At 71.6% G+C, this 11,693-nt stretch carries 8 protein-coding genes, 1 tRNA gene and 3 pseudogenes; 8 read left to right on the forward strand and 4 right to left on the reverse strand.

Translation table 11 applies throughout. From position 1 onward, the window contains the following. The first annotated feature begins 546 nt into the window (after window positions 1-546). On the forward strand, window positions 547-1,287 hold the full coding sequence (locus ACGF2V_RS10845) for a class I SAM-dependent methyltransferase (protein WP_362625093.1): 741 nt from the start codon (window positions 547-549) through the stop codon (window positions 1,285-1,287). Between the two features lie 103 nt (window positions 1,288-1,390). On the opposite strand, the pseudogene ACGF2V_RS10850 reads toward ACGF2V_RS10845, so the two are convergent. Continuing rightward, a pseudogene (locus ACGF2V_RS10850) lies at window positions 1,391-1,608 on the reverse strand (transposase); the annotation flags it as partial. A 66-nt stretch (window positions 1,609-1,674) separates the two neighbouring features. Between ACGF2V_RS10850 and ACGF2V_RS10855 the strand changes: the two are divergent. Then, window positions 1,675-1,827: pseudogene (locus ACGF2V_RS10855) on the forward strand (3-oxoacyl-[acyl-carrier-protein] synthase III C-terminal domain-containing protein); the annotation flags it as partial. 1 nt (window position 1,828) lies between these two features. After that, window positions 1,829-2,419, forward strand: a pseudogene (locus ACGF2V_RS10860) (tyrosine-type recombinase/integrase); the annotation flags it as partial. A gap of 99 nt (window positions 2,420-2,518) precedes the next feature. Here the strand turns inward: ACGF2V_RS10860 and ACGF2V_RS10865 are convergent. Both ACGF2V_RS10865 and ACGF2V_RS10870 read right to left on the reverse strand, forming a co-directional pair. Then, window positions 2,519-2,592, reverse strand: a tRNA-Pro gene (locus ACGF2V_RS10865). Between the two features lie 49 nt (window positions 2,593-2,641). Further along, window positions 2,642-5,275: an AAA family ATPase gene (locus ACGF2V_RS10870; protein WP_362710039.1), complete on the reverse strand. Its 2,634-nt coding sequence runs from the start codon at window positions 5,273-5,275 to the stop codon at window positions 2,642-2,644. A 105-nt stretch (window positions 5,276-5,380) separates the two neighbouring features. Here ACGF2V_RS10870 and ACGF2V_RS10875 point away from each other — a divergent pair, with 105 nt between their 5' ends. Further along, window positions 5,381-5,902 (forward strand): DUF309 domain-containing protein, encoded by a 522-nt coding sequence (locus tag ACGF2V_RS10875; protein WP_389048177.1) that lies wholly within the window; start codon window positions 5,381-5,383, stop codon window positions 5,900-5,902. Window positions 5,903-6,034: 132 nt separating this feature from the next. Then, window positions 6,035-6,790, forward strand: a complete 756-nt coding sequence (cobF, locus tag ACGF2V_RS10880; RefSeq protein ID WP_362710037.1) for a precorrin-6A synthase (deacetylating) — start codon at window positions 6,035-6,037, stop codon at window positions 6,788-6,790. On the opposite strand, the gene ACGF2V_RS10885 is transcribed toward cobF, so the two are convergent. Further along, window positions 6,759-7,553 carry a cobalt-precorrin-6A reductase gene (locus tag ACGF2V_RS10885; protein WP_362625087.1) on the reverse strand — a complete coding sequence of 265 codons (795 nt, stop codon included), beginning with the start codon at window positions 7,551-7,553 and terminating at the stop codon, window positions 6,759-6,761. The two genes, cobF and ACGF2V_RS10885, sit on opposite strands and share 32 nt — an antisense overlap. Before the next feature lie 173 nt (window positions 7,554-7,726). On the opposite strand from ACGF2V_RS10885, the gene ACGF2V_RS10890 reads away from it, so the two are divergent. The 3 genes from ACGF2V_RS10890 (at window position 7,727) to ACGF2V_RS10900 (ending at window position 11,620) form a co-directional block, all read left to right on the forward strand. Next, the gene (locus tag ACGF2V_RS10890; protein WP_389048220.1) at window positions 7,727-8,194 is read left to right on the forward strand and encodes a hypothetical protein; all 468 of its coding nucleotides are present in this window, start codon (window positions 7,727-7,729) and stop codon (window positions 8,192-8,194) included. A gap of 767 nt (window positions 8,195-8,961) precedes the next feature. Next, window positions 8,962-9,969, forward strand: a complete 1,008-nt coding sequence (locus ACGF2V_RS10895; RefSeq protein WP_362625083.1) for a hypothetical protein — start codon at window positions 8,962-8,964, stop codon at window positions 9,967-9,969. A gap of 121 nt (window positions 9,970-10,090) precedes the next feature. Further along, the gene (locus tag ACGF2V_RS10900) at window positions 10,091-11,620 is read left to right on the forward strand and encodes an amino acid permease (RefSeq protein ID WP_362625082.1); all 1,530 of its coding nucleotides are present in this window, start codon (window positions 10,091-10,093) and stop codon (window positions 11,618-11,620) included. Window positions 11,621-11,693 lie beyond the last annotated feature (73 nt).

Below are 11,693 nucleotides of genomic sequence, written 5' to 3' on the forward strand. Positions count from 1 at the left end.
GCCGCTCGGCCGGGCCCCGGGCCGCAACGACGGCGGGCGACAGCCAGGACGGCCATGTCGTCCTGTCGGCCGTTCCCGCTCCGGCGGGCACCGGGATGGGTCTGCGCGGCGGACCGCCACGACGAGGACGGTCTGTGCCTGATGCAGGCTCCGTCCCGCGCCGCGCCCATGGGAGAGCTGCTGCGGACGCCGCCCCCGGCAGTGCGCTGCCCGGCCACCTCCCGGCTCTGCGCACCGCCTTCGGCACGTACGTGGCAGAGAGCACGCCGCCCCGGGACGCCGGGCTCCTCACCGGCGCAGACGGCATCCTGCTCACCGTCCACACACAACCCCGCCCACCGCGTTGGATCAGGGTGGGAGACCTGCCTGGACAAGGCCGTCAGCATCAAGGAGAACCCCGACGGGCCCTCCCCCTGTATCCGGGGTGCGGGGCGGTTCGGCCGAAGCCCTGGCAAGGCGACGACGAGTTGTGGGCGGTGCACGCTGAGCCGCGGAGAACTTAAATGCGTCGACAGCGCCCCTCAACACCCGGCACAGTGGGCACCCGTGACGAGCAGTGAACTGTGGACCCGCGCGACCGCCGACCGCTACGACGCCGAGGAAGCCGAAGCGTCCTCGGCTGCCGTTCTCGGACCGACCCTCGCCTTCCTCGCCGAGCTCGCCGGAGACGGCCGGGCGCTGGAGTTCGCCATCGGAACCGGACGAGTGGGGGTCCCGCTCCGGGAACGCGGCGTGCCGGTGGTGGGCATCGAACTGTCCGAGCACATGGCAGCGGTGCTGCGGCGCAAGATCGACGGGGGCACCCTCCCGGTAGTCGTCGGGGACATGGCCACCACCGTCGTTCCCGGCGGGTTCACCCTGGTCTACCTCGTCTACAACACCATCACGAACCTGCTCACGCAGGACGAGCAGGTCGAGTGCTTCCGCAACGCCGCACGGCATCTGGAGCCCGGCGGCCGGTTCGTCATCGAACTGGGTGTGCCGCCGCTGCGGCTCCTGCCGCCCGGCCAGGTCGCGGTGCCGTTCGACATCTCCCAACAGCATCTCGGCTTCGACACCTTCGACCTGGTCGAGCAGATGCTCGTCTCGCACCACTTCACCCGCGACGGCGACGACGGCCACTACCGCCGCGAAAACTCCCGGCACCGGTACGCCTGGCCGGCGGAGCTCGACCTGATGGCGCGGATCGCTGGGCTCGAACTGGAACGTCGCGTTGCGGACTGGGACGGGTCTCCGTTCACCCAGGACTCCGCGAAGCACGTCTCCGTGTGGCGCAAGCCAGCCTGAGGTCGGCCACCGGGCCATCGTTGGCCGTCCCTGTCTTGAACTCCTATCGGGAGTTCAGGCGTCGCCAGCAGATCGGTGCGCATCCGAGGGCGAGGAAGGCTTCGCCCTGATCCCGGACGAGGCGGCGGTACGTGTCGTGGTCGTAGCCGCGGTCGCCCAGCACCACGTCCGGGCGGCGCCGGGGCCGGCCTCGCTTGCCCCTCACCGGCGGCACCGCTGAAGCAGCGGGATCAGCTGGGTGACGTCGTTACGGTTGCCGCCGGTCAAGGTGGCGGCGAGCGGGATACCGGTGGCGTCGTTGATCAGGTGATGCTTGCTGCCGGATCACGGACGTGCGCACCCGCCCCCTCAGTGAGGCGCACCGCATCCCGCTGCGGAAGGTGGCGAGACCCCGCCCGCACCGCCTGGGCGTGGACCCGCACCGTCGGCCATCTCGGCGCCGGCAACCAGTTCGCGGGCCTCGACCACCTCGTGGCAACCGGTAGGGCCGCGCCGGGCGACCGCTGCCTGCTGCTCGGCGTGGGCGCCGGATACATCTGGGGCCTCCCACGGCCAGTACCGCGGCTGGGGAGAAGTGGTCATCCTCGCCGCGTGCACCGCCGCACGGATCGGCGAGGTCTCAGGCTGCCGCGTCGGGGACATCGACACCACCCGGTGGATCTGGACCGTGCGGCGTCGGACCACACCCGCACCCGGCGGGCTGACTGACAAGGGCACCAAGGGCAAGCGGGCCCGCAATGTTCCCATCGTCGAGTCCGTCCCCTCGTCGCCCAGCGCATCCCGGCCGCGGGCCCCGACCCCGATGCCCGCCTGTTCACCGGCCCGCGCGGCGGACGCATCTCCACCGCCGTCCTGCGCGACGCACCCACTGGGACGACGTGATCACCAAACTCGGCTACGAACACCTGCGCCGCCACGACCTGCGGCACACCAGCCTGACCTGGCTCGCCGACGAGGCGTCCAGGTCCACGTCCTGGGACGCATCGCCGGCCACGGATCGCTGACCACCACCCAGCGATACCTCCACCCCGACGTACACAAGATCACGCCCGCCGGAGCAGCGCTCTCCGCACACCTCAGCGTGCTGCGCGCGCCGCGCTCGCTGTCGAATCCGATCGTCGTCACCCGCTGACGCCGGTCAAGGACGCCGGTCCCCAACTGGTCCCCAAGAATGATCAAAGGCCGGTTTCGGAGAAATCCGAAACCGGCCCTGACCTGCGACTCTTACAAGTCGGGACGACAGGATTTGAACCTGCGACCCCTTGACCCCCAGTCAAGTGCGCTACCAAGCTGCGCCACGTCCCGTTGCGGTTCTTACCGGTGTTCCGGGTGACCGCGCAGGACCAACATTACCTCACTCCGAGGACCGGATCGACGCACGTGCCTGGTGGGCGCGGTCCGCGAGCGATTCCGCGCCGCACGCGGTGGCCAGTTTGTGGGCCCTGGCGAGTTCGCGCGGGGAGCGAACCGCGATGCCGTAATCGACGAGTGCCAGGGCGTGTTCGTACGCGGACGGCGACGCCTCCAGGTGGCGGACCGCCTCGGCCAGCAGATGGACCGCGTCCTCGGGGCGTGCGAAGAGGGCGACGCAGCGCAGCGCCTCGCCGATCGCGGTGTCCGTGCCAAAGCGTTCCGCGTGCACCCGGTAGGCGGTGGCGAGTTGGGCGGCGCGCTGCGGGTCGTCCTCCGCCAGGGCGCGGGCCAGGTCACCGGCCCAGGGTGCCCACACACCGTTGAACCTGCCCCGCACCTCGATGGCCTGACCGGCCGTTTCGAGTTCGCTGACGGCCTCCTTCGTACGGCCCTCGGCCAGCAGCAGCCTGCCGCGCAGACAGGGTGCGTCGGGCAGCACCATCGCGCTGGGGTAGGGCGGACCGAAGTCGTAGCGGTCGGCGATCTCGCGGGCCTCGGCGACGCGGCCCCGGGCGATCAGGGTGTCGATCAGCAGGCAGGCCGCGTCCCAGTGGACCGGGAGTCCGCTGCCGACGCGGTCGGCGAGGCGCAGCCCCTCGCGCAGGAAGCCCTCGGCCTCGGCGAGTCGGCCGCGACGGCGGTGGACCAGCCCCAGCAGCGTATGCGCGAACGCGAGGTGCGCGCCGCTCCACCCGGAGATCTCGAAGGCGCGGACGGCCTCGCCGAACAGGGCCTCGGCCCGGTCGAGCTGGTCGGTGAAGGCGTAGGTGATGCCGACCAGGGTGGGGAACTCGAAGCCCCATTCGGTGTCGGTCCAGCCGAGACCGCGGGCGGGGTGGCCGTCGACCAGGGCGCGTTCGCAGAGGTCGACGATGAGCTGGGCGTTCTCGCCGCGCATCATGGCGTCGAAGGCCCTCAAGGTCAGCAGGGCCCGCTCGGCGTTGTCCCGGCCGGTGAGATGGTCGGCGTTCCGGGCCAGCCGTTCGGACCTGGCGGGCCCGTCGTCCTCCGTGCCCTGCATCCCCTCCCAGAGGAAGTGGGCGGCCTGCAGTCGCATCAGGCCCGGACCGGGCGCAGTGCGCGCGGCCTCGGCGGCGAGCGCGCTCGCCGCCTCCTTGAGCTGGTTGTTGTGGGAATGGGCGGCCGCCAGCCGGTAAGTGGCGTCGATCCGCTGCGTCTCGTCCAGGCCCGGCGTGTCGAGAGCGTCCCGCAGGTGCCGGACGGTGGTGGCCGGAGAGGTGAGCAGTGTGGCACAGCCCAGCTCGTACAGCACGATGGCCTTGATGTCCGGGTGCGGGGGCTCCTCCAGGGCGCGCTCCAGACAGCGGCGGGCGGCTTCCGGGGCGCCGACGGCGAGATGCTGCCGGGACGCCTCACGGAGCTGCTCGACGAGTTCCGGATCGTCGTCCGGGTGCACTTCGAGCAGGTGCCGGGAGGCCGCCGCGGCGCCGAGCCCCGCGCGGGTGATCGCCCAGGCGGCCCGTCCGTGGAAGGCTGTGCGGGTGGCCGGAGGGATGGAGCGGTAGATGGCCGAGGCGATCAGCGGGTGGACGAACTCCAGCGGATCGAACCCGGTGACGATCCGGGCCTCGCGCAGCAGCGCCGTGCAGTCGGCGGCCTCGGCCTGAGTCATTCCGGCCAGTGTGGCGGCGAGGTCCTGTGAGATGTCCGTGCCGAGGACGGCCACGGCCCAGGCGAACCGGGTGGCGTTGGTACCGAGCCGTTCGAGCCGGGCGACGAGACCGCTGCCCCGGGCGGAGGCGCCGAGTTCGCGCAGCAGACCGGCCGACTCCTCCAGCGGTGCCAGTTCACGGTCCTGGACCTTGGCGACGAGTTCGACCGCCTCGTAGGGATTGCCTCCGGTGACGGCCCAGACCTCGCGGCAGAACGGGTCGTCGGCGTGTTCGCCGAGGGCGGCGCGGACCAGTTCGGCGGTGGCGTCCGGGGTGAGGGCGCGCAGGGCCACCCGGATCTGGCGGGGGCAGGTGTCGCCCGTCGCGGCGCCCTGGTGCCGCGCCGCCATCTCCTCCGGCCGGTGCGCGCGGACGACGAGGACGGGCAGTTCGCCGAGGCGCTCGGTGAACGAGGAGAGCCAGGCGAGGGTTTCGCCGTCGGCCCAGTGTGCGTCGTCGACGATGAGCAGCAGCGGGCGGTGGCTCAGCCGGGAGGCGAGCCGGGCCACGACGAAGTCGAGACCGTCCCGGACACCCTGCGGGTCGGCCTGGGGCCCGCTCGGTTCGGCGAGGCCGAGGGCGGGCGCCGCGATCTCGTACCAGGGACCGAACAGGGCCCGCACCTCGTCGGGCTGGAACTGGTCGAAAGCCGGTTGCAGTAACTGCCGTACGACGTGGAAGGGGACGGAGGTGACCGTTTCACCGCCGCGTGCGGACCAGACCGTGCAGCGCTCGGCGGCCATGGACCGGATCTCGTCGAGAAGTGCCGTCTTGCCGATACCCGCCTCGCCGCTGAAGACCAGCAGTCCTCCAGCGGCCTGGCTGCCGCACAGGGCATCCACGGCTTGTGCGGCGGCGGCGAGTTCCGGCTCGCGCTCGTACAGTGGCCGGGACTGCTTCATCCCTACCCTCCCCAAAGTGGTGCGGACGAGTGCCGACACTAGTCGTGAACCCGGGTCCACGGACAGTGCTTCGCACGCTTCATCGCAGGTGCGGGGCACAATCGAATGGTGGATGCCAGCAGCAGGGACCGGGACGCCGAGGGCCGGGCGCGCAACGCGCGTCCCCGTGACGGACTGGGCCGCCCCCTGCCGTACGGGACCCCGGGAGTGGAGCGGCAGCCCGAGGGGGTGTCCCGTACTCCCGAGGAAACGGTGCGCGAGGCGCAGCGGCTGCTGGACGCGGGGATGCCGTTCCACGCGCACGAGGTGTTCGAGGACGCGTGGAAGTCGGCACCGCCCTCGGAACGGGAACTGTGGCGCGGGCTCGCTCAGTTGGCCGTGGGGCTGACGCACGCGGCGCGCGGCAACGCGACCGGCGGGGCCCGGTTGTTGCGGCGGGGAGCGGCGGCGCTCGCGGGGTTCGCGGCCGCCCGGCCGCACGGGATCGCGGTCGACGCGCTGATCGGCTGGGCCGGGGAGCTGGCGCGACGGGTGGAGGCCGGGCACGGCGAGGGCGTCTTGGGCGGCGGCGCGCGGGCCGTCGACGCGGCCGGTGAGGCACCCCGTCTGCGCGCCGGAGGCAGGTAGCGAAGCGGGCCGTGCGTCCGGGGAGCCGGTGACCGGGCGGGCGCTTGTCCGGGAGGCCGGCACGGCCGGGCCCACTGCCCGGGCCACTGGCCCCGCTCCCCCGGCGCCGGGGCATGGGGCAGACTCGGTGCGGTGAGAAAGATCTATGTCATCGGTATCGGCGCGGGCGACCCCGACCATTTGACCTTGCAGGCCGTCAAGGCGCTGAACAGGGCGGACGCGTTCTTCATCCTCGACAAGGGCGAGGAGAAGTCCGATCTGACCCGGCTGCGGCGGGACATCCTGGACGCACACGCGAAGGACCGGTCCTACCGGCTCGTCGAGGCCCGTGACCCGGAGCGCGACCGGGCGGCATCGGACTACTCGCCCGCGGTGGACGACTGGCGCCGGCGCCGCGCGGATCTGTACGAGGACTTCGTCGCGCGGGAGCTGGGCGAGGACGAGTGCGGGGCGTTCCTGGTGTGGGGCGACCCGGCACTGTACGACTCCACGCTCGGCATCCTGGAGGAGATCGCCGGCCGGGGTTCCGTGGCCTTCGAGCACGAGGTGGTGCCCGGGATCAGCAGTGTGTCCGCGCTGCTGGCCAAGCACCGCACAGGGCTGAACCGGGTGGCACGCCCGGTGCAGATCACCACCGGGCGGCGGCTGGCCGAGGGCTGGCCCGAGGGCGTCGACGACGTGGTGGTGATGCTCGACGCGCGGCAGGCGTTCACCCGTCATCTCGACCAGGACCTGTTCATCTACTGGGGGGCGTACGTCGGGACCGAGGACGAGATCCTGGTCTCCGGGCGCCTCTTCGAGGTGGCCGAGCGGATCGAGGAGCTGCGGGCCGAGGCCCGTGCCCGCAAGGGCTGGATCATGGACACGTATCTTCTGCGTCGCGGCTGAACCCGCCTTCTGCGTACAGGATCCGGAGCGCGGACGGCACGTCGTGGACGACAGGCACGCCGTCGGGTGCCGGCGGGCGGCGGACCACGACCACGGGCAGGCCGAGGTGCCGGGCCGCGGTGAGTTTCGCCGCGGTGGCGGGACCGCCGCTGTCCTTGGTGACGAGAACGTCGACGGCGTGCGCGCGCAACAGCTCCGTCTCGCCCTCGACGGTGTACGGGCCGCGGTCGAGGATCACCTCGGTGTGCCGGGGAAGCGGCGGATCCGGGGATTCCACGGACCGTACGAGGAAGTGGAGCCGGTCGGCGCCGGGCGCGGCGGCGAAGGCCGCCAGGCCCAGACGGCCGGTGGTGAGGAAGATCCGTCCCCCCAGGCCGGGCAGAAGCGCGGCGGCGTGCGTGAGATCGCGGGCCGGGTGCCAGCGGTCGCCGGGGCCCGCCGTCCAGCCGGGGCGGCGCAGCGCCAACAGCGCGGTGCCGGTGGCCTCGGCCGCCTGCGCCGCGTGGGCGCTGATGGTGTCCGCGAAGGGGTGGGTGGCGTCGACGACGGTCTCCACGTCGTGGGTGCGCAGCCAGTCGGCGAGGCCGCGCGCACCGCCGAAGCCACCGATGCGCAGATCACCGGCGGGCGTGCGCGGCCGGGCGACCCGTCCGGCCAGTGATGTGGTGACGCGGGTCGTGGCAGGGCGGCCGGGCGCGGTCAGCTCGGCGGCGAGCTGCCGGGCCTCGGTCGTACCACCGAGGACGAGGATGTGGCCGGGCATGCGTCGAACCTACGTCACGTTCGCCTCCGCCCGCGCGAGCGGTGAACGGGGCGGGCCCGCAGCCATTACGATCCGGCGTCATGAGCACTTCTGACCAGGATCAGGCCGCGGGCGCCCCGATAACCGCTCCCGGCGCCGCCTGCGACGGCGTTCCGGAGGACGGGACGAAGCAGGTGCGCCGCCCCCAGGCCGGGCCGGACGGGGAACCGGCCGGGCGGCCCGATTCCGGGAACGCTTCCGAAGCCCCCGAAGAGGCCCCCGACGCAGCCCTTGCCGAAGCCGCCGACGGGAACGTTGCCGACGCGGCCGGCAAGGGCGTTGGCGACACGGTCGACGAGACCGGTCCGGAGCCCGTGGCGCAGGCCGGGTCCGAGTCCGGGACGCGTCGCCTGACGCCGCGTCAGGCGAGACGGCTCCGCATCGCCCTCTCCTCGGTCGGCATGGCCGCGATGGCCGTCGTGCTGGCGTTGCGTATCGCCAGCCGGTCCTCCGTGCTGGTGGTCGGGGTGTACGGGCTCGCGCTGATCCTGTGCGGGATCGTCATCGAGCTCAGCAGGAACGGCCGTACTCGCCTCGGCACGTGGCTGCTCGTGACGGGACTGGTCGCGGCAATCGGCTCCGACTGGCTGTTGATTCCCTGACGCGCCATCAGGGGTTGCCGGTACGCGGTATCGGAACGCTGCGGGGCGTTTTCCGGGTACCGGTGGCGATGACGACCGCGCGGGCCGTGATCCGTACGAGGCCGGTCGGGGCGGTGGTGTGGAGGGTCGGTGGTCCGGCCCGGTCGGTGGATGACGCCGGTGCGCGCGCCGGCCCCGGCGCTTTCCGCCGCGGCCACCCGACGGATCCAGGCCATTTTTTGGGGGCGGCGACGTACGGGTCGAGAGGCAGGCCCGGTGCGATACCCAACTCACCGTCATGCGCTTCGAGTGGCGAGTACCGGGACTGTCATCGACACTCCAGCGGTGCGGTAGCTCAGCGGCTCGAACGAATCTGCGGCTCGAACGGAATCGTGATCATTGATCGGGACGCGCCCAGCGTGGTGCAGACCACCGCCCACGTCAAGGGCCGTCCGGCCGGGGGGGCTCAACCGCCTGCAAAGCGGTCGGCGTACGGATCGGCGGAATTGAGTAAGATCCGCGAATCGTTCGGGAGTTCGGGGCAACTGGCCTTACACTCACCGCCGAGCAACAACCCTGCGCATTACAGCAGTTCGCAATTCAACAGCAGTACGCCCCCCACGTCCCGAGGATTCATGAGACCGAAACACCGCCCCGAGCGCCGGGACTCCGTCTCCCGTGCACTCCGTCGCACCACGGGTTCCACGCCGCCACGGGGTTGTGCGACGTGCTGAGGAGACACTGCGCACCCCGCTCTCCGTCCCGTCGCGCGGGAGCGAGGAACGTCGATGGCCAACAGTGAATTCCGGCCGGTCTACCACCCGGCCGGCCACGACAACGCATTACGGGGCGCGTTACAGGATTTGCGCACCGGGCGCTGGGTGTCCATGCGGAATCTGCTGGAGAGCACTCCGGACTGGTCCCTGTGGACGCAGCGCACGCAGGTGCTGGGCGCGGTCGCCGCCGGTTCGGACGCGGTGCAGGCATGGCTGGCCGAGGAGCCGCGGAGCGTGGCCGCCGCCGTGATGCGCGCACGGGTCGTCGTGGAGCGGGCCGTCCGGGCCCACCGCGAGGGCCATCACCGCGCCCGGGAGCTGTGGCAGGAGGCGTGGGGGGCCTGCCGAGCGGCCGCGCACGCCTCGCCCGCCGACCCGGTGCCGTGGGTGTGTCTGCTGGCCCTGTCCCAGCTGGACGAGCGCCAGCAACTGCAGGAGCACCGAATCCGTCCGCCGGGACCGATGCTCTTCCCCGGCCCGTGGGGCTTGCTGGCGGAGGCCGACAAGCGCGACCCGTACAACCGCGAGGCGTACCACCGGATGCTCCAGTTCGTGTACGCGCGCAAGGCGGGTGGGACGCTCTCTGAGGCGTTCAACTTCGTTCAGTGGGCGACCTCTTCGGCACCGGAGGGTTCCGCACTGCATGTGCTGCCGCTGTACGTACGGGTCGAGCGGTACCGGCGCGAGCGCGGCCACGAGAAGGCCCTGGACCTGCACTGGGTCACCGAGGACGCCGAACGGGACGCGATGCGCGCGTCGCACCTGTGGTTCCACCGCACTCCCCCGCTCGCACATTCCCTGCCGGACCTGAACCATCTGGCCCACGCGCTGTGGGGGGCGCTCAAGTTCGCCGAGGCGGCGCCGGTGTTCGACGAACTCGGGCCGTACTTCACCTCGGTCCCCTGGGTGTACCGGACGCGTGACCCCAAGGCTCCGGGGGCCGCCGAGGAGGTCTTCCTGCGCGCCCGGAGCCGCTGCCTGGCCGCGTCCCGCGCACCCGGCCACGGGCCGCACGGCTGAGCCGGTACGACGCGCCACCGCGCCGCATCCCTCGTTCCGGACCGCACCTCGCGCACGCGTCGGCGGTCCGGCCGTCCCCCTGTCCACCCGTCCCCTGTCCACCGCTCACGGAGGTCCCGCCATGTCCATATCCACCCCCACCCATTCGGGCGCGGAGGCCGCCCCGCCGCACGACGAGGAGCAGCGGCTGCGCGAACTCGGCTATCAGCCGGTTCTCGCCCGTCGCATGGGCGGATTCGGGAACTTCGCCATCAGCTTCTCCGTCATCTCGATCCTGTCCGGCTGCATGACGCTGTACGGCTTCGGCATGTCGACCGGGGGTCCGGCGGTGATGCTCTGGGGCTGGGCGGGTGTGGGGCTCTTCGTGCTCTGCGTCGGCATGGCGCTCGCCGAGGTCACCAGCTCCTACCCGACATCGGGGGCGCTCTACTACATGGCCGACCGGCTCGGCGGCCGCAAGTGGGGCTGGTACACGGGCTGGCTGAATCTGCTCGGCCTGCTCGGCGCCATCGCCGGCATCGACTACGGTGCCGCGTTGTTCACCGGCGCGTTCATGAACCTGCAGTGGGGTTTCACCCCCACCCCGGGCAAGACAATGATCATCTTTGTCTGCATCCTGCTGCTGCACGCGACGTTGAACCTCTTCGGCGTCCGCCTCGTCAGCGTGCTCAACTCCATCAGCGTGTGGTGGCATCTCGCCGGTGTCGCGGTGATCGTCGTCGTGCTGGCGGTCGTGCCTTCGCACCACCAGTCCCCGTCGTTCGTCTTCACCGAGTTCGTCAACGACACCGGCTGGGACAACCCGTTGTACGTGGCGGCGATCGGTCTGCTCCTCGCCCAGTACACCTTCAGCGGCTACGACGCCTCCGCCCATCTGTCGGAGGAGACGTCGAACGCCTCGGTGACGGCCGCCAAGGGCATCGTCCGCGCGATCTGGGCGTCGTGGGTCGCCGGTTTCGTGCTGCTGGCCGGACTGACCTTCGCCATCCAGGACTACAAGGGCGCCCAGGAGACCGCGACCAATGTGCCGCCGGCCCAGATCATGATCGACGCGCTGGGCACCTCCGGGGCCACGGCTCTGCTGCTCATCGTGATCGCGGCGCAGCTGTTCTGCGGCAACGCCGAGGTCGCCGCCGCCAGCCGGATGGTGTTCGCGTTCAGCCGTGACAACGCCCTGCCGGGCTCGGCCCTGTGGCGCAAGGTGAGTTCGCGTACCCAGACGCCGGTCAACGCGGTGTGGCTGTCGGTCGCCGTCGCCGCGGTGCTGGCCCTGCCGTCGCTGTACTCGGCCACCGCGTACGGCGCGGTGACCGCGATCAACGTCATCGGCATCACGCCCGCCTACGCCATCCCGATCTTCCTGAAGCTGCGCTCGGGCGACCGCTTCGAACGCGGGCCGTGGCACCTGGGCCGCTGGAGCAAGCCGATCGGCTGGATCGCCGTGGTGTGGGTGGCCTTCGTCACCGTCTTGTTCCTGCTCCCGCAGTCGTCCCCGGTGACGGTCGACTCGATGAACTACGCGTCGATCGCACTGGTCGCGGTGCTGACCCTGGCCACCGTGTGGTGGTTCGTCGCACGCCGCTCGTACAGCACGCCCTCGGCTTACGGGAACGCGCGCGAACAGGCGCAGATCGAGGAGGACGTCATCTGACCGGGCTCGCTCACGCGTCGGCTCCCAACGCCCCGGCCCTCCCGATCACCGCTCCTGGCGGCGGGAGGGCCGG

The organism is Streptomyces sp. NPDC047982, assembly GCF_043204165.1.
In the GTDB taxonomy this organism is placed as follows: Bacteria; Actinomycetota; Actinomycetes; order Streptomycetales; family Streptomycetaceae; genus Streptomyces.

Excerpts from the sequence above, each read along its gene's own strand:
- ACGF2V_RS10875 (WP_389048177.1), top strand. The coding sequence starts at position 5,381 with ATGGTGGATGCCAGCAGCAGGGACCGGGACGCCGAGGGCCGGGCGCGC.
- ACGF2V_RS10885 (WP_362625087.1), bottom strand. The coding sequence starts at position 7,553 with ATGCCCGGCCACATCCTCGTCCTCGGTGGTACGACCGAGGCCCGGCAG.
- ACGF2V_RS10870 (WP_362710039.1), bottom strand. The coding sequence starts at position 5,275 with ATGAAGCAGTCCCGGCCACTGTACGAGCGCGAGCCGGAACTCGCCGCC.
- ACGF2V_RS10895 (WP_362625083.1), top strand. The coding sequence starts at position 8,962 with ATGGCCAACAGTGAATTCCGGCCGGTCTACCACCCGGCCGGCCACGAC.
- ACGF2V_RS10900 (WP_362625082.1), top strand. The coding sequence starts at position 10,091 with ATGTCCATATCCACCCCCACCCATTCGGGCGCGGAGGCCGCCCCGCCG.